The sequence below is a fragment of the Caldichromatium japonicum genome (assembly GCF_011290485.1).
Classification (GTDB): Bacteria; Pseudomonadota; Gammaproteobacteria; order Chromatiales; family Chromatiaceae; genus Thermochromatium; species Thermochromatium japonicum.
Genome location: NZ_CP048029.1, coordinates 1,868,689 through 1,886,367, shown reverse-complemented (window position 1 = coordinate 1,886,367; position 17,679 = coordinate 1,868,689). Strand labels below are relative to the sequence as shown.

Sequence of the window (17,679 nt, the reverse complement as noted above, 5' to 3'; positions counted from 1 at the left end):
ATTGGATCTGACCCGATGGCCCGTCTTCCGCGTTTTATCCTGCCTGGTTATCCACAACACGTCATCCAGCGCGGCAACAACCGTCAGCAGATCCTGTTCGACGAAGAGGACTATTGGTTCATCTGGGAAAGGCTTGTCGCCGGCGCCGAGCGTTTCCAATGCGCGGTCCACGCCTATGTCCTGATGCCCAATCATTTTCATCTCTTACTGACGCCACAGAGCGAAGCAGGCATCGGCAAGCTGATGCAATATGTCGGGCGCTATTATGTGCATTATTTCAATACCAAATATGGTCGCAGCGGCACCCTGTGGGAAGGACGCTATCGGGCCACCCTCGTCGATCCCCAGGGCTATCTCTTGGCGGTCGCGCATTATATCGAGTCCAATCCGGTACGTGCTGGCTTGGTCGCACATGCGGGTGAATATGATTGGTCGAGCTATGGGATTAATGCCAAAGGTGCGGATGATCCGCTGGTGACGGCACATCGCGAATACGAACGTCTGGGACGTAGCCTCAAAGCCCGTCGCGAGCTTTATACCAGTCAGTCCGAGCAACCTCTGGCGCCTGAACTCATCTGCGCGATCCGCGAGCGCACTAATAAGTCCTGGGTGCTGGGCAGCTCGAGTTTCTGCCAGCAGATCGAAAGGCTGCTCAATCGCCGCGCCTTGCCGCGTCCGCGCGGGGGGGATCGGCGCTCGGCGGCCTATCGCCGGGGTCTGGGTGCCCAGTCGAGCAGCGTGCGCGATGGCAGGGAGCAGATATCCAATAGGGCCGGGATGGAGGGTCTGAGGTGAGCCCATGCCAGCCGCTGGTCTATTCGCCCCTGTCCCACGAGCAATGGATAGAAGAGGGCTGCTTGATCCGCGAACTCTGGAATCAGGCGCAGGATCCGGCCCTGTCGATCGCCCGCGCGCGGGTGGAATCCGGTCTGACTACCCGCTGGCATCGGCTGATCGATACGGTTGAGCGCTATCTGATCCTGGAGGGGACGGGTATCGTCGAGGTCGAGGGTCTGGGGGCGCAGCGGGTCAATCCAGGCGATCTGGTCTATATCCCGGCAGGTGCTGCCCAGCGCATCCGAAACGACGGGACGGGCGATCTGGGACGGGCGATCTGATCTTCCTGGCCCTCTGTACCCCGCGATTTCGCTTCGGGATCTATCAAGCGCTCGATAGCGATTCGCTCGCTGCCGACCAAGGGCGTTAAAATGACACCTCTTTCTCTGGCGCAATCCCTGCTTCAGCCGCTGTGTCGCATCGCCCTAAGCCGCTCCCTGAACCCATCGAAACCGATATCGAGACCCTGACCCCTGAAGGGCGGGGCATCGCCCGCATCAATGGCAAGACGGTCTTCGTCGATGGCGCCTTGCCGGGGGAGCGGGTGTGTTTGCGTTACACCCGGTTGCAACGCCGATTCGATGAGGCCGTCGCTGAGGTAATTTTGACCCCATCGCCCCAGCGGGTTGTGCCCCGTTGTCCGCATTTCGGGGTCTGCGGCGGCTGCACCCTCCAGCATCTCGATCCCTCGGCCCAGATCCGTTTCAAACAGGCCGGGCTTGCCGAGACTTTAGAGCGCATCGGCAAGGTCAGCCCTGAACGCTGGCTCGATCCGTTGACCGCTGGGCATTGGGGGTATCGGCGTAAGGCGAGGCTCGGGGTGCGTCATGTGCTCAAAAAGGGGCGGGTGTTGATCGGCTTTCGGGAACGCCAGGGTTCCTTGCTTGCTGATCTCAGGCACTGCGCAGTCCTGCATCCGCTAGTCGGCGAACATTTGGTGGCATTGGCCGCGGCCATCGCGGATCTGACTATCCGCGATCAGGTACCCCAGATCGAGATGGCAATGGGCGATGGACCCGGTGTGCTCGTGGTGCGCGCCATGCGCTCACCTTCTCCTGAGGATATAGAGCGTCTACTCAGGTTCGCCGCGGAGACAGGGTTGCACATCTATCTTCAGGAAGGCGGTATCGAGACCATCCGTCCCCTGCCCGAGCAAGGGGTGGACCTGCACTATAGCCTGCCAGGACAGGGGATTGAGATCGGTTTCCAGCCCGCTGATTTCACCCAGGTCAACCTAGAGCTCAACCGCAAGATGGTGGATCAAGCGATCGCATTGCTTGCTCCGCAGCCTGATGACAGGGTGCTGGATCTCTTCTGTGGCCTGGGCAACTTCACCCTACCCTTGGCGCGCTATGCCCGCGAGGTGATAGGGGTCGAGGGTGATCCTGGTCTGGTTGAACGCGCGTTGCTCAATGCCCGGCGCAATGGACTGGAGAACGTGCGTTTTTATACCGCCGATCTCCAAGCAGACACGATCATCCCCCCCTGGGGCGAGGGGTCCTTTGACAAAGCGCTGATTGATCCGCCGCGCAGCGGGGCCTGGGCGGTATTGGACTGGCTACCGCGGCTCGGCGTCGAGCGCCTGGTCTATGTCTCTTGTTATCCGGCGACTCTAGCACGCGATGCCGGCCATCTGGTTCATGGGCTTGGCTATCGATTATGCGAAGCTGGGGTCATGGACATGTTCCCCCATACCAGCCATGTAGAATCGATCGCCTTGTTTGAGCGAGGCTAGGGTAGTGGACCGTCCCCTGACCTCGTTGCCTACTATTGGGCGGACTAGCAACGAGACCAAGGGATCGCTCTATGACGCCTGTCTGAGAAGACAGGGGGCGTGGCTTTAGTAACCAGGCGGTGGATAGGGTGGCCGCGGTCCAAGGCCAGGACCAAAGCCTGGATGGGGGGGTGGACCATAGCCGCCAGGCCCGGGGCCATAGCCATTATCGCGTGGACTCCGCGGTCCAGGACGCCCATACCCCCCCTGCGGCCCGCTACCAGAACCCCAGCCCTGATTCCCTGGCTGCTGACCCTGGTACCCTTGTCCACCACCTTGGCCCTGCCCCGGACCCTGGTACCCTTGTCCACCACCTTGGCCCTGCCCCGGACCCTGGTACCCTTGTCCACCACCTTGGCCCTGCCCCGGACCCTGGTACCCTTGTCCACCACCTTGGCCCTGCCCCGGACCCTGGTACCCTTGTCCACCACCTTGGCCCTGCCCCGGACCCTGGTACCCTTGTCCACCACCTTGGCCTTGCCCCGGACCCTGGTTACTTGGGCCTTGACTCATCCCTTGTCCCGATCCTGGGTAATAGTTGCCATAGCCGCCCGGCTGGGCCTGGCTAACGCTAGATAGCCCGACACCCACAGCCAAGGCTAGGGCGGCGGCGGAAACATACAAACTGTTTCTCTGCATCTTGGATCTCCGTGAGATTCAGGCATCGGTCGCGGGGGCCGAATCAAAAATCTCGGTTTGGGTTAGCCGACAAACTCGGCGGCGAGTGCGTATTGACTGCGTGCAATCTGACCTTCATCGGCCGAATCATCCTCCATCATGGCGCAATTTACCGCCATACGCACCTGGACGGCCGCTTTCCAGGCGCGATTGTGTCTGTCGCTGAGCAGCACCTCATCGGGTGTCAAAGCTGCTGCAGCAGCGGCGGCAACAAAGTGATCGGCTTGCTCCAGCCAGTCGGTGTCCTTACCGCAATCCGTGTAGGTGCTGACCGCACGGGCACGTGCGGCCCGAAAGGCGTCTTCGAGCTCTGAAGGTGTCGCGGTATCGGCGATTCCGGTCATGATAGCTCGCTTGACACGCTCATCGCGGCATAGATGCATAACCTGTTGGACGAAACGGCAACCGAGGCGTCGCTGTTGATCTGGGGTGAGACGATCGAGCGCGGCGCGTAGATCTTGATCGCTGTCGATCTTGTCCATAGAAACTGTACTCTGCCAACGTGGGACGCAATGCTTACCATGTCAGTATCCACCAATCTCGAGCTGGGATACATTGACTTGGATCACGGGCTGTTTGATCCTCGGTATCATTGCATGATCATTAGAATCCCGAAGCGGATTGATCTGGCTGTGCCCGGCCCAGCTGCAACAAGGTGCCAACCCCGCCTTGACCGCGCCAGCGGGACCAATTGTTGAGCGGCTTATTGCAAGCCAGGTTAAGGAGGTATGCCATAATCCAACCCGTAAATCACCCTTGATCAGAGAATCAAAATGGATATCAGATCATCCCTGCGAGCTTCTTTAAAACGTTTCGACATCCTGCCAGCGATCCGCATCTGGTTCATCAAGACCGTGTCGCTCTATCACCCCAAGGTATGGCGCGAGAAGGGTTGGCTATGGACCGCCGGCCTATTCCTCATCACCTATGCTTTGATCGTGGTGATCCTGGGGGTCGTCTGGTCGCGCTCTCCGGCGCTCTTCGATGTCCGGGCCAATGCCTTGGCGATGGTCGGCGGCGATGAAAATAAATTGGTCACCGGTACCTATGCCACGGCGACCGCCATCCGCATCGGCAAGACCCTACTCGATAAGCCCGGTGGCTATCTGAGCAACGACATCTTCCCGCCCGGCGTCTATCTCGATAACATCCCAAATTGGGAATTTGGGGCACTGACTGAGCTGCGCGATCTGACCAACGCCATGCGCAATGAGCTGAGCCGCGCCCAGTCGCAATCGCTCGAGGACCGGGATCTGCAGATCGCTCAGCCGCAGTTCAATTACAACTCTGAATCCTGGATGTTGCCCTCGACCGAGTCGGAATATCGCAAAGGCATTGCCGCGCTTGAACGTTATCTCAACCGCCTGACCCGGCGCGATGCCCAGTTCTTTGCCCGTGCCGATAACCTGCGCGCCTATCTCCAGGTGGTCGAAAAACGCCTCGGCAATCTGGCCCAGCGGCTCTCCTATGCCGTGGGTGAGGATGCGCGGGATGATGACCTGATCGGCGGGGGGGGCCTCCAGCCTGCTGGCGGTGCAGCCGGCCAGTCGCAGTATACACGCACACCTTGGCTCAAGATCGACGACGTCTTTTTCGAGGCCCGCGGCTATACCTGGGCCCTGATCCATACCCTAGAGGCGATGTCGATCGACTTTGAGCATGTCCTCAGGACCCGCAACGCCCAGGTCACCATGGAACAGATCATCCGCAAGCTCGAACATACCCAAGCGCCGATCCGCAGCCCCCTGATCCTCAATGGCGAGGGCTTTGGCATGATGGCCAACCACTCCCTGGTATTGGCTTCCTATATCTCGCGCGCCAATGCCGCCATCATCGATCTGCGCCGGTTGTTGGAACAAGGTTAGGCAGACCTTGCATGATCCTTTGCTTGCTCAGGCACTTGCCTGGGCCGTGGCGGATGATCTAGCGTCCGCAGGTAGGGAAGGGCAGGGGATGGCGTATCTAATTGATATAAATCAATAAAGTCATCGATTGGGTAGCTGACTCCAGAGTTTCGGAGCATCGCTATTCGATCAATTGCTTATACTTCTGACAGCGATGGACGCAGTTCCATCGGTGTCTGCGTCCGTGTACTCAAGGGTCGTGAGATGAACAGAGGAGGCATGTCATGACAACAGTCAGACGCATTGCGCTGGCCGCAATCATTGCTTGTTCTGCATCCTTGACCACCCTGCCCGCCCACGCCTTCTTCGGCGTGATGGCCGGCATGATGAGCGCCATGCTCGGCGGCTGGTGGGGCCCTGGTTGGGACTGGTGGGGCCCAGGGTACTGGGGCTATCCAGGGTACTGGGGCTATCCAGGGTACTGGGGCTATCCAGGGTACTGGGGCTATCCAGGGTACTGGGGCTATCCAGGGTACTGGGGCTATCCAGGGGCCGCGCCCGTTGTAGTGGCACCAACGGTTGCTGCCCCTGCCCAATCGGCCCAGAAATCTGAGAAATAGCCGCTCACCTTACCGTGCCCGTGCCCTGAGGGCACGGTATTCATCCCATCTCGCTCTCCCTCTCTGAATGTATTGAGTGCGCGGCCACGCGCTGTGGCCGATACGCTTGTTCATGCAGTCGTCATACGTGGCGCATCCCGGGTGGTTGTATCATAGCGCGCAGGTGCAGTGACCTCATGGTGCGCGGCGCCCTACAGGAGTGGCTGCCTCCTGATCGCGCCGCAGGCAAGGCCTCCCCCTGAGGGGCAGCGCTATGCTGGTCCGGCTGCCCAAGCGCGAGCAGGGGCGGCCTTGAAAGTTCTTCAGCTCGGTATGCCCTGTTCTAAGCGCGCGTTTTCCAACAGCTCGAGGGCTTCCTCGAACTCAAACGCCCCCAGATGGCGTTCAAATGGGGCATGGGACTCACCAAGGATGAGGATGAGCAGCGCACGTTGTTGACGGGCGAGCGCAAGCGCGCGGGTATCATTAAAGCGCAACAGCTCGATCAGGTTATCGCATAGCGCCTTTGCTTGTTCGGTCACAGATGATTGCCCTGAGTGGAGCGGCGGGACAGAGGTGGAATCACGTCCGGACAGGACCTGAGTGAGCGACGCAAAGGTCTGCTCGAGGCGGTCGATCGCTGCATAAAGCTTTTCGACCGAGATCTCAGGCGCGGATCGCAACAGGGCATTGACTGCTGCCGCTGCCTCTGCGACCGCCGTCGCCCCGAGGTTTGCTGCCACACCCTTGAGGGTATGGACCAGGGCTTTAATACCTTCGTGGTCCCCTGTCTCCAAGGCAGTGCGTATCCGTTGGAGATCTTGCAGATGGGTCTGCGCGAAACGCTGCAGCAGCTCGAGATACCGCCCAGCCTGACCTGCTACTGCGGACAGCCCTTGGGCACAGTCGAGACCTGGCACGCTGCGCAGTCTGGCTAGATCCGGGTCTGCGTCTAGAGCGGCAGTGGGCGGCTGAGGCAGAGTGGGCATCTCGGCCTCGGCTGGTCTTAGGGGCAACCAGCGCGCGATCGTCTCGAGCAGGCGCTCGGCCGAAACAGGTTTGGCGATGCAGTCATTCAGCCCTGCCGCCTGATATTGGGCGCGATCCTCATCGAAGCTATTCGCCGTCAATGCCAAGATCGGGATGTTGGCGCCATTGGGCAGGGCGCGGATGCACCGGGTTGCCTCTAGACCATCCATCACCCGCATCTGTATATCCATCAGAATCACATCATAGTGAGATTCCTTGACCAATTCGATGGCCTGGCCTCCATCGACCGCCTGATCGACCGCTATCCCGCCGCGGCGCAGGAGCTCAGCAATCACCTCGCGATTGACGGCATCGTCCTCCACGAGGAGCAGACGATGTCCGCTATACTGCTGGCGCAATTGTTCCTCGGTCAGCAAGGCGGCTGGGGGATCTTGCTGCGAGCGTCCGCGCTCGAAACGCGCCTGAAACCAGAAGATGCTGCCGATGTCGGGCTGGCTCTCGGCACCGACCATCCCGCCCATCAGGTTGGCGAGCTGGAGATTGATCGTCAGCCCCAGGCCGGTTCCACCGAAACAGCGGCTCAATGAATTGTCGAGCTGGGTAAATGGTTGAAAGAGCTCTGGGAGTTGATCCGGCGGGATACCGATACCGGTATCCTCGACCTCGAAACACACTAAGACGCTGGTATTGTCCTCATCCAAGACCCGGGCACGTAAGACGATCGACCCCTGGTCGGTGAACTTTACGGCATTGCTGAGATAGTTCAGCAGGATCTGACGGATGCGCGCTGCATCGCCGCGCAGCCAGTCAGGGACACCTTGGTTGTCCACTGTCAAACTGAGCCCCTTGGCCCGGGCTGCATCCGCCACGAGCGCGCATACCTTCTCGAGCAGAGGGACCACAGCGAAGTTATCCTCGGCCAGCTGCAGTTTGCCGGACTCGATCTTGGCCAGATCCAGGATGTCGTCCAGGATGATCAGCAGGTGTTGGGAGGCGGTTTGGATCTTGTCGAGCTTATCTAGCTGGTCCTCCGTGAGCTGCCTATCGTCCTTGAGCAGATGGGTCAGGCCGAGGATGGCGTTCATCGGGGTGCGGATCTCATAGCTCATGTTGGCCAGGAAGGCGCTCTTGGCGCGCATGGCGCTTTCGGCCAGCTCAGCGCGTCTTGCCAGCTCCTCCTGAATGGCGCGCTCGGGCCGGATGTCGCGGGCAAAGCCGACCGTCCCGATGATCTCGCCCTGGGCATTGATGATCGGTGCCTTGAAGACCTCGAACACCGCATCAGGATCATCGCCCAACCTTTCCTCGAGGAAGAGCGGCTGATGGTTGCGGATGACCCATTCATCGCTGTCCTGATAACGCACCGCGACCCTCGCGGGCCACAGGTCCCAGGCGGTCTTACCGATCAAGGCCTTGGGCGTCTGGCCAATGGAAGAGGCGAAGGTGCGATTGACCGCCAGAAACCGTCCCTCGCGATCCTTCATCCAGACAGGGTGCGGCAGGTTATCGATGAGGGCGCGCAGTGCCTGACTTTGATGATGGAGCGCCTGGGTGCGCGCCTCGACCAGTTCCTCAAGATGCCGACGAGAGGCCTCGCGTTCCTCAGCCAGTTGCCGCTCGGTCAGGAGCACCTGGTGCTGTTGCCATGCCGAGAACACGGTGATGGCCAATACCAAGAGCAGGCCACCGCCGCTGAAGATCCAGACCGCGCGCTGGCTAAAACCGGCCATGAGTTCGGCATGATCCATCTTGGCCAGCAAAAACCAGTCGGTCTCGGCGACCGGTAGGGCGATCCCCAGCACCCTTTGCTCGCGATCATCGCGACCCTCGACGATTTGGCCAGGGCTGGTGATCGCTGACTGAAGCCAATGGGCCAGCGAGTCGGGGTCGGTCAACGAGAGATACCGACAGACAGGCTGGGTGTGCAAGGAGGGCCGCTGGCCGAGGACCATGAGTCGCTGGCCTTCGCCCCCGATCAACAGGACCTCGCCGCTCTTGGCAGTCCAAGGGCTTGCGGTCTCATCCTCTAGCCAAGGGGTGGGATCGGCATGCAAGACGACCACGGGCGCGCCCTCGGGGAGGGCAAGCGGGCTGAGCAGATCGATCTACGGTGTCACGCGCAGTCCCAGATAGGGACCGATCCGATATACCCGTCCCTCGATGCCCGCCAAGGCTGCATGACTGCTGACGTACCGGATCAACCTAGGCGGCGCCTCGGGACTTGCCCAGAGGGTCTGGCCCTGGGGATCGATCAGGCTGATGGCATGAAAGCCGTGGGGGCTGATAAATTGGCTCAGCCATTCCTGCAGCCGTCTGCCCGCCTCGGCATCGCCTTGGCGCCAAGACCGATAGGCCTCGCCAAGATAACTGCTGGTATGAATGAGTCTGGCGTCCTTCTGGCGCTCCCATAGCCAGCCCTCGAGCTCTCTCTGTCTGATGCTGACTGCCGCCAAGAGATTGGTCACCTGCAGATCGCGCTCGTAGCCATAGGTATGGAGGGCGGCGCTCGCGGTTAAGGCCAGGATGACAGGAAAGAGGACCAGAAACGGCAACCAGCGGCGAACAGGGTGCTGGGCCACCCCGGTATCCGAAGAGGCCCTTCCTCTCTCCTGAGTGCGCAGCAGGAGATAGAGCAAGACGGCAGTGACGGCCACAAAGCCCAGTCCTTTGATCAGGCTGGCGATGGCCAGCTCAATAGGGTCCTTGAACAGCTGCTCGAGGATCAGGTCCGAGGCCAGGATCCACAGCCCAGCCAGCGCGGCATAGACGAGGACCAGGATCGCGGGTGAGCGCAGCGCTGGCGGGGTCTGGGGGGCGTGGACATCTGATGGGCTCGGCAGACGGCAAAAGCACTAAATCCTTGACAAAGCAGGCGGCTGGCACGGGCGCCAGGCTTGACTTGAGATCCTGTCCTACAAGATGATCACCCGCCTCTCTAGGCCGGGCCCTGAGGCCTTGTCGTGCAGCAGTGTTACAGAACTTTTACGACCCTGACGGATCCGCACAAGGGGATCGGCCTGGCAGATAGACCCCTTAATTTTATATAGATCATATTTTAATAGGGCACCTCGAATAACCCACTATTTTGATGGGACCCGGTCAAAGCGCGATGCCACTGACTGAATCCGGCTCAACTTCCTCAACAAATCGCTGCTTTTTCAAGCAGCGTTGCCCGGTTTTTACCCCGAAGTGGGCGGTGGCCATTCGGCCCATGTTGGGCGTTATGCGGGCACGATGCCCACTCGCTGGAAGAACGCCAGTCGCTTCAGATTGTAGCAGGCCGCCATCATCGTCATCGCAAAGTTGGCACGCGCTTGACCAATGGTGCGGATCAGTTTGCCGCCCATCTGCGCAATGGCCGCAAACACATGTTCAACACAGGCTCGTGTCTTCGCAATGCCATGGTTGCGCCGCTGCTGCGCTTCAGACAGCGGCTTGTTCCGATAGCCGTTCGCTTTCAGCCAGGCTTCTCGTTCCTCGCACGGATAGCCTCGGTCGGCAAAGACCTCCCGGCTGGTGTTGGCCGGGTCCATGACCGCCTCAAAGTGCTGGCTGTCGTGGGTGCTGGTGGTGTCGGTGACGATCTTGCGGATGAATTTGTACCTCTTGTCGACGTTCACCGTGAGCTTGTAGCCATAGTGGCTCTTGCCATGCTTCTGGCGCCGCTTGACCGGCTTCCAATCCGCGGGCATGGCGTCTTCGTTCAGCGGTTCCTTGGCGTCCTTGGTGAAGTGCTGCCGGGGCGCGCTACCCGCGTGGCGTCGATGATCTGCCCACCCCGGGCGATCAAACCCTTCTTGAGCAGTTGCGCGCTGAGGCCATCGAAGATGGCTTTGGCGCCGGCTTCGCCGATCCGGTTCTCAAACACCCACACAGTCGTCCGGTCAGGAATGTTGGCGGCTTGGGCCAGACCACAGAAGCGCTTGTAGCTCATGCGGTCCAGCAATTGATACTCCATCTGCTCGTCAGACAGGTTGTACAGGCGTTTCAAGACCAGAATGCGCACCATGGTTTCAGCGGGGAACGGTGGCCGGCCACCTTGCAGACTCACCGAGCGCGGGGCCATGCGGTCAACTTCCAACGCCAAGGCTTCCAAGTCGATGGCGCCTTCTATCTCAACCAATGGATCGCCCAACTTGTCGATCTTCTCCCGCTGTTGGCAGTCTGCAAACAGGTCCGTCTTGATGGCGCGGCACTTCTTCATGGCGGTCAGGTCGGCTGGAATTCAGGTGACGGCAAGTTTATTCCGGCAAAGGGCTGATCAAGGTTTTTCGAGGTGCCCAATGGGCTATAGTCTTAGTGCAAGGACCCCAGACCAAGCTTTCTCAATTTAGGATTTCTCGACTAGCAATATGGACGACCAGTCTGATAAGACCGGCGAGGCTGCTCCCTCCTCCCCGTCCTCCTCTGCCCCCTCGATCAATGATATCCGCAGCCGGGCCCTGGAGGCTCTGCATCAGGGGCGCTTTGAGCTCGCCGATGAGCTCGTACAGGGGGCCAATGTCGAGCTGGCGGCCGTCATCGAGAGCCTGAGGATCTATCAGGCAGAGCTGCAGATCCAAAACGAGGAACTCCTGCGCAGCCAACGTCAAACCCAGGCAGCCCTTGATCGCTTCTCGACCCTGTTTAATGCCTTGCCGATCGCCGCGCTGGTGGTCGATCGCCACGGTCTGATCCAGGAGGGCAACCTGGCGGCGCAGACCCTTTTTAAGCTGAAGTCCCGCCATCTCCACCAGCATCATTTCATGCGTCTGCTCGGTGAGACCGATCACAACCGACTGGCCCGGCTGTGGAAGGACGAGTTGCCTGCTGCCGCCGCCGCTGGTCTGGCTGTCGAGGAGCTGCGTTTTCGCAACGGCGAGGGTGGGCTGTTTATCGCCGATCTCCATATTGCGCGCCTCCCGATCCTGGAAGCCGGGGAGACCTGCTATGTGTGCGCAGTCATCGATCGCACCGAGGCGGTCCGCCAACGCGAGGAGATCCAAACGACCACTGAACGCCTCCGGCATCGCGAGGCCGAGCTTAATGAGCGTCTCAAGGAGATGCAGGGGCTTTATGCAGTGGTGCGCGAGATCAGCCACACTGAGGCCCCGATGGAGGAGGTCATCCAACGGGTCATCGAATACCTGCCGCCGGCCTTCCAGTTCCCTGATCTGGCCGAGGCCCGTCTCGAGATCGGCGAACAGGTGTTTCAGACCCCCGGCTTTATGCCAACCGACTGGGTGTCGTCAGCCCCGATCCCCACCGAGGAGACCCAGCTGGGGAGGCTTGAAGTGGCCTATCGCCAGGCGCCACCGCCTGGGATCGGCGAGGGCCCCTTCCTCGACGAGGAAAGGTCCCTACTTGAGGCCATCGCTGTCCATATCGCGGTCTATCTGGAGCGCCAGCGCACTACCCAATTGCTGCTCGAAAGCCGCGAGCATTATCGGGTCCTCGCCGAATACAGCTGCGACTGGGAATATTGGATGGGGCCCGATGGCCGCTATCGCTACGTTTCGCCGGCCTGTCTTGGGATAACCGGTTATTCGGCCCAGGACTTCATCGCCGATCCAGGTCTGGTCAGCCAACTCATCCATCCCGCCGATCGTCGGCTCTGGGAGCAGCACTTGCAGGAGATCAAGAGTATCTCTGCTTATCATCTCGACCCTGTCTCTCTACAGCTGCGTCTGATCAGCCGCGATGGGCGCGAGTACTGGCTCGAGCACCTCTGTAATCCGGTCTTGAGCACCGAGGGGCATTATCTGGGACGGCGCGGGGTGTTTCGCGATATCACCGAAAACAAGCGCATCGAATTCGACTTGATCAAGCTGTCGCTTGCCGTTGAACAGAGCCCGGAGAGCATCGTCATCACCGACCTCGATGCCTGTATCGAGTATGTCAATGAGTCATTCGTCAAGAACACAGGCTATACGCGCGACGAGGTAATCGGGCAAAACCCAAGGATCCTGCAATCGGGCCTCACTCCCCCGGAGGTCTATGATGGGCTCTGGGGATGCCTCTTGGCAGGGGAGGTATGGCAGGGTGAGTTTATCAATAAACGCAAGGACGGGACCTTCTATAGCGAGCTGGCGATCATCGCTCCGATCCGTCAAGCCGATGGCAAGATCACCCATTATCTGGCGGTCAAGTCCAATATCACGGAACAGAAACGCCTCATCAGCGAGCTTGAGGAGTATCGCCATCATCTCGAAGAACTGGTCGAGGCTCGCACCCGCGAGCTGCGCCACCAGACGCGTTCGCTGCAGGCCCTGCTTGACAACCTGCCGTACCCTGTGTGGATGAAGGATCGCGAGGGGCGGTTTGTTGCGGTCAACCGCCTTTTTGCCGAGCTCAAGGGACGCCTGCCCCAAGAGATTATCGGCCTGACCGACAAAGAGCTCTGGCCTGGACGCGCCGGCTATTATCTCGCAGAGGACGCCGAGGTCATCACCAGTCGCCAGAGGATCACCCGCGAGATGGAAAGTGAGAGTAACCCCTGTGCCCTCTATGAGGTCTTTAAGGCGCCGATCATCGACGATAGCGGCGAGGTCTTGGGGACCGTGGGCTTCGCTCGCGATATCCGACCGCAACGCGAGATGGAGGCCGAGCTGGCAAGACGCGCTGAGCTGGCTGAAATCGCCATGCGCGCTAAGAGCGCCTTTCTGGCCAATATGAGCCATGAGATCCGCACCCCGATGAATGCCATCCTCGGACTGACCCATCTGCTCAAGCGCGAACTGGGCAACCCTAGTCAGCTTGCCCGGCTCGACAAGATCGAGGACGCGGCCCGTCACCTATTGAACGTCATCAATGACATCCTCGACCTCTCCAAGATCGAGGCGGGCAAGCTGAATCTCTCTGAGCAGAACTTTTCGATCGCCATGTTGCTCGATCAGGTCAGCTCCTTGGTGCTCGATGAAGTGCGCGCCAAAGGGTTACACCTCAGGATCGAGCTCGATCCCCAGCTCAATTGGGTGAGCGGCGATGTCACCCGTTTGCGCCAGGCCCTGCTCAACTATGCCAGCAATGCCCTCAAGTTTACCCCGAGCGGTTACATCATCATCCGTGTGCATCTACGAGAGCGGCTCGATGATGGACATCTGCTGGTTCGTTTCGAGGTCGAGGACACCGGGATCGGCATCCCGGCAGACAAACAGTCCAAGCTGTTCCAAGCCTTCGAGCAGGCTGACACCTCGATCACCCGGCGCTATGGAGGGACCGGCCTTGGGCTGGCGATCACCGCCCAACTCGCACATCTGATGGGGGGGGAGGTCGGCGTCATAAGCAGCGAGGGAGAGGGAAGCACCTTTTGGTTTACCGCTAAACTTAAGCCGGGTCAGCCGCAGGAGGATGTCGATCAGGCGGCCCAGCAGGTCAGCGAGGACGAGATACGTGCCCGTTGTCTCGGGCGGAAGGTGTTGCTCGCCGAGGACAACCCGATCAACCGCGATGTGATCCTGGAGCTGCTGAAAAGCTTCGGTCTCCAGGTCGCTACCGCCGAAAACGGCCAGATCGCCGTCGAAATGGCTGCCCACGAGGACTATGACCTGATCCTCATGGATGTCCAGATGCCGGTGATGGATGGGCTTTCGGCCACCCGCACCATCCGCACCCTGCCCAAATGGTCTGACCGCCCGATCCTGGCGCTGACTGCCAATGCCTTTGACGAGGATCGCCGCACCTGCCTGGAGGCAGGGATGAACGACTTCGTGGCCAAGCCGGTCGAGCCCCATGACCTCTTCAAGGCCCTGTTGCGCTGGCTGCCCGAACCCCCAACGCTATTGCCAGAGGTTAGGCGGGAGGTCAAGCAGAGGGGGGCGGGGGGGCTGGCCCAGACCTCGCGTCCATTGAACCGGCGGCTAGATCTGTTGGCTGCCATCCGCGTCCTGCCGGGTATCGATCTGCGTCAGGGGCTGATCAGCTTACGTGGCAGCCCGGAAGGGTATCTCATGCTCCTGGAACGCTTCATCGAGTCGCATGGCAATGATCCGAGGCAGCTCAATGAGTCCCTAATCAAACGCGACGGCGAATCCCTTGCCCGGATTGCCCATAGCCTCAAAGGGGTCGCCGCCACCTTGGGACTGGTGCGGATCGCCGAGCAGGCACGGGCATTGGAGGTCACGCGCCGCCCCGAAGGTCTCGCCGACCCTGAGGCCCTGGCCTCGACGATCGCCTCGATCCGCGAGGACTTGGAGGCATTGCGCGGTGCGGTGGAACAGTCGCGCCTGCTCCTGCTTCAGGCCGGTGAGTCCCGTTCGTCTGTAGCACCCAATCAGATCCTGGCCTGGCTCGATCGGCTCGCTCAGCTGCTGTGCGAGGACAACGCCCAGGCGTTAACCCTGTATCAGCATGAGTCTGGCCCATTGGCCAAGCGGCTCCCCGAGATCCATGCCGCATTGTCCAGACAGATCAGCCATTTCGACTTTGAGGGCGCCCTGGTCCTGGTCGAGCAGGCGCGTACCTTGCTCGCCGCCTCAGATTCACCCCCTGAGACCGTATAGAAGGCCCGATTAGACCCCTTGTCTTGATGTCTGCGCAATCGCCTGCCACTGGATCGCCATCCTTCGATACACTGCGTACCCGGCTTAAAGACGCTTGGGCGGCGCTTTCGTTTTGTCTTGGCGTCTGCCGTTGCGGCGGCGGTGCGGTAGCGGGCGCGCGGGAGCTCCCGATACGGCGGACTCCTCTGGATGCCGGTGTCGCCGATCTCGAGACAAGGCTCTGTGCGCTCCGGCAGGCGCTCGGTCTGACCTGGCCGCTCTGGATCCTGATGGGTACGCTGTCCGGTTTAGGCGCTGCCCTGGTGTTCGCTCTGGTCTGGCCCGAGGCATCCTGGGTCTTGGGCCTGGGGATCGCCCTGCTCGCCACCGCCGCGGGGTCTGCGGTCTTGATCTGGCAGCGCCTCTATCGGCGTCTCTTGCGCCCCCTGGTGCATCTGGAACACTCGCTGGCCCAGGTCTGCCAGGGTGAACCTGGGGCAAGTGATAGCCTCAACGAGACAGGGATCCTGCGCGGCATCGCCCACGATATCCGTAGCCTGAATGCCGAGCTCACCGAACTCTATGATGAGCTTGATGAGCGGGTGGCGCGTCAGACCCGGCGGCTGGCGCAAAAGACAGCTTCGCTCAAGATCCTGTATGACGTCGCCGCCAGCATCCACGAGGTTGAAAGTGTCGAGGCGCTGTTATTGCGCTTCCTGCGCGTGCTCAAGGAAATGGTCAATGCGCGCGCCGCCACCGTGCGCCTGGTCCTGCCTGATGGCACGCACCGCCTGGTTGGCTCGATCGGGCTGAACGATGATCTGGTCGGCGAATCGGAGATGACGCCGGTCGATCTCTGTCTATGCGGCAATGTGCTCGCGCCTGGCGATATCCTCTGCGACAATAACGTCCGTTATTGCTCGCGGGTCTATGGCCGGCGGATGTTCGCCAGCTCCGAGATCGAGGTGGTCACCGTCCCCCTCGAACATCAGAATGAGCTGCTCGGCGTCTATAGCCTGTTTATCGACCGGCCAGGGCTTAAGGGACGCGAGGACATCATGGATCTCTTATTGACCATCGGGCATCACCTGGGGATGGCTATCGCCAAACAGCGCTCGGACGATGAGGCGCGGCGGTTGGCACTCATCGAGGAGCGCAATGCCTTGGCCCATGAGCTGCATGACTCATTGGCCCAAACCCTGGCGAGCCTGAGATTTCAGTTCCGCATGCTCGATGATGCCATGGCGAGCTGTCCGATCTCGGCTGAGGCGCGCCAGGACCTTATGCGCATCCGCAACGGTTTGGATGAGGCGCATACCGAGTTGCGCGAGCTCTTGGCCAGCTTTCGTGCGCCGCTCGATCGCTGTGGTCTGGTACCGGCCCTGGAAAAGCTCACCCAAAGGCTGGGGCGCGAGACCGGCGCCCATGTCCTGTTTCAAAACGACTGTCGCCCCTTTGCCCTCTCGGCCACACAGGAGCTGCATCTCTTGCGCATCGCCCAGGAGTCCATGGCCAACATCCGCAAGCATGCCCAGGCCCATACGGTGCGGGTCTTGCTGACACGGGAGGCGGGCGGGCGCCATGTCCTGCTCATCGAGGATGATGGGATCGGCTTTGAGCTGCCGGATGAGCGCAGCCATGCCGGCGAGCATATCGGGCTGTCGATCATGCAAGAGCGGGCGCGGCGCATCGGCGCAGAGCTGCGCATCGAGAGCGAACCTGGGGAGGGGACCCGGGTGGAGGTGATCTTCGAGGTCGCGACCCATCCGGCGCGACGGCCATCCCACGCGGAGGCGGCCTGATGCGGATCCTCTTGATCGATGACCATGCCCTGTTTCGCTTTGGGCTCCAAGAGCTCTTGGAACGGCGTGGCATCGAGGTCGTGGCGGCAGTCGGCGATGCCCAGACCGGTCTCCAGCAAGTGGCCGAGACCCGACCGGAGGTGGTGTTGTTAGACATGCGTCTGCCAGGGATGAGCGGTCTGGAGCTCTTGCGTCGATTGCGCGCCCTCTATCCGGATCTCCCCATCGCCATGTTGACCACCAGCGCCGAGGAGCGCGATGTCATCGAATCCCTGCAGGCCGGGGCCCAGGGCTATCTGCTCAAGGACATGGAACCGGATGCCCTGATCTCAGCCTTAGGCGAGATCGTCCAAGGCCAGACGGTGGTGGCGCCCGAACTGACCGGGATCCTGGCGCGCGCGGTACGCGGTGACTCGCGCCCCACACCGCCCAGCGGGCTTGCCGAGCTGACCCCGCGCGAACACGAGATCCTCTGTCATCTTGCCGAGGGCTTGAGCAACAAGGCCATTGCCCGCGCACTGGGGATCAGCGAGGGCACGGTCAAGCTGCATGTCAAGGCGATCCTGCGCAAACTTGAGGTCCATTCGCGGGTCGAGGCGGCGGTGATCGCCGTCGAACGCGGGCTGTGTGAGCGGCGCAACCCCTAGTCCCGACCCCTGGGCTGCACAAACAAAGCGCCGTCTACCAACCATCCAA

The 17,679-nt window shown here is 60.8% G+C and carries 11 protein-coding genes and 1 pseudogene; 8 read left to right on the top strand and 4 right to left on the bottom strand.

All coding sequences use genetic code 11. The annotated features are described in order from the left end of the window. Nucleotides 1-15 precede the first annotated feature (15 nt). The 3 genes from GWK36_RS09260 (at nucleotide 16) to rlmD (ending at nucleotide 2,572) form a co-directional block, all read left to right on the top strand. On the top strand, nucleotides 16-795 hold the full coding sequence (locus GWK36_RS09260) for a transposase (RefSeq protein WP_246237508.1): 780 nt from the start codon (nucleotides 16-18) through the stop codon (nucleotides 793-795). After that, nucleotides 792-1,118, top strand: a complete 327-nt coding sequence (locus GWK36_RS09255) for a cupin domain-containing protein (RefSeq protein WP_246237507.1) — start codon at nucleotides 792-794, stop codon at nucleotides 1,116-1,118. Before GWK36_RS09260 ends, GWK36_RS09255 begins: the two co-directional genes overlap by 4 nt. Before the next feature lie 131 nt (nucleotides 1,119-1,249). Next, nucleotides 1,250-2,572, top strand: coding sequence for a 23S rRNA (uracil(1939)-C(5))-methyltransferase RlmD (rlmD, locus tag GWK36_RS09250; RefSeq protein WP_166270900.1), 1,323 nt, complete (start codon nucleotides 1,250-1,252; stop codon nucleotides 2,570-2,572). Between the two features lie 740 nt (nucleotides 2,573-3,312). Here the strand turns inward: rlmD and GWK36_RS09245 are convergent. Continuing rightward, complete coding sequence (locus tag GWK36_RS09245) at nucleotides 3,313-3,771, bottom strand: hypothetical protein (protein ID WP_166270899.1); 459 nt, start codon at nucleotides 3,769-3,771, stop codon at nucleotides 3,313-3,315. 291 nt (nucleotides 3,772-4,062) lie between these two features. On the opposite strand from GWK36_RS09245, the gene GWK36_RS09240 reads away from it, so the two are divergent. Beyond that, nucleotides 4,063-5,154: a DUF2333 family protein gene (locus tag GWK36_RS09240; RefSeq protein WP_166270898.1), complete on the top strand. Its 1,092-nt coding sequence runs from the start codon at nucleotides 4,063-4,065 to the stop codon at nucleotides 5,152-5,154. A 263-nt stretch (nucleotides 5,155-5,417) separates the two neighbouring features. After that, nucleotides 5,418-5,753 (top strand): hypothetical protein, encoded by a 336-nt coding sequence (locus GWK36_RS09235; protein WP_166270897.1) that lies wholly within the window; start codon nucleotides 5,418-5,420, stop codon nucleotides 5,751-5,753. Nucleotides 5,754-6,055: 302 nt separating this feature from the next. Here the strand turns inward: GWK36_RS09235 and GWK36_RS09230 are convergent, their stop codons facing one another. From GWK36_RS09230 to GWK36_RS09220, 3 genes and pseudogenes are all read right to left on the bottom strand, one after another. Further along, complete coding sequence (locus tag GWK36_RS09230) at nucleotides 6,056-8,785, bottom strand: response regulator (protein WP_166270896.1); 2,730 nt, start codon at nucleotides 8,783-8,785, stop codon at nucleotides 6,056-6,058. Between the two features lie 42 nt (nucleotides 8,786-8,827). Beyond that, a complete protein-coding gene (locus tag GWK36_RS09225) occupies nucleotides 8,828-9,376 on the bottom strand; it encodes a prenyltransferase/squalene oxidase repeat-containing protein (RefSeq protein ID WP_166270895.1) in 549 nt (182 codons plus the stop codon). A 567-nt stretch (nucleotides 9,377-9,943) separates the two neighbouring features. Next, nucleotides 9,944-10,926 (bottom strand): annotated as a pseudogene (locus GWK36_RS09220) (IS5 family transposase). A 148-nt stretch (nucleotides 10,927-11,074) separates the two neighbouring features. Here GWK36_RS09220 and GWK36_RS09215 point away from each other — a divergent pair. Genes GWK36_RS09215 through GWK36_RS09205 form a run of 3 tightly spaced genes read left to right on the top strand, consistent with a single transcriptional unit; the run spans nucleotide 11,075 to nucleotide 17,630 of the window. Continuing rightward, nucleotides 11,075-15,202: a PAS domain S-box protein gene (locus tag GWK36_RS09215; RefSeq protein WP_166270894.1), complete on the top strand. Its 4,128-nt coding sequence runs from the start codon at nucleotides 11,075-11,077 to the stop codon at nucleotides 15,200-15,202. A 26-nt stretch (nucleotides 15,203-15,228) separates the two neighbouring features. After that, nucleotides 15,229-16,983 (top strand): sensor histidine kinase, encoded by a 1,755-nt coding sequence (locus tag GWK36_RS09210; protein ID WP_246237506.1) that lies wholly within the window; start codon nucleotides 15,229-15,231, stop codon nucleotides 16,981-16,983. Further along, nucleotides 16,983-17,630 carry a response regulator gene (locus GWK36_RS09205; protein WP_166270893.1) on the top strand — a complete coding sequence of 216 codons (648 nt, stop codon included), beginning with the start codon at nucleotides 16,983-16,985 and terminating at the stop codon, nucleotides 17,628-17,630. Before GWK36_RS09210 ends, GWK36_RS09205 begins: the two co-directional genes overlap by 1 nt. The last annotated feature ends 49 nt before the right edge of the window (nucleotides 17,631-17,679 follow it).

Bases quoted from the DNA above. Each gene is read 5' to 3' on its own strand.
- GWK36_RS09260 (WP_246237508.1), top strand. From the start codon at position 16: ATGGCCCGTCTTCCGCGTTTTATCCTGCCTGGTTATCCACAACACGTC.
- GWK36_RS09245 (WP_166270899.1), bottom strand. From the start codon at position 3,771: ATGGACAAGATCGACAGCGATCAAGATCTACGCGCCGCGCTCGATCGT.
- GWK36_RS09240 (WP_166270898.1), top strand. From the start codon at position 4,063: ATGGATATCAGATCATCCCTGCGAGCTTCTTTAAAACGTTTCGACATC.
- GWK36_RS09235 (WP_166270897.1), top strand. From the start codon at position 5,418: ATGACAACAGTCAGACGCATTGCGCTGGCCGCAATCATTGCTTGTTCT.
- GWK36_RS09215 (WP_166270894.1), top strand. From the start codon at position 11,075: ATGGACGACCAGTCTGATAAGACCGGCGAGGCTGCTCCCTCCTCCCCG.
- GWK36_RS09210 (WP_246237506.1), top strand. From the start codon at position 15,229: ATGTCTGCGCAATCGCCTGCCACTGGATCGCCATCCTTCGATACACTG.
- GWK36_RS09205 (WP_166270893.1), top strand. From the start codon at position 16,983: ATGCGGATCCTCTTGATCGATGACCATGCCCTGTTTCGCTTTGGGCTC.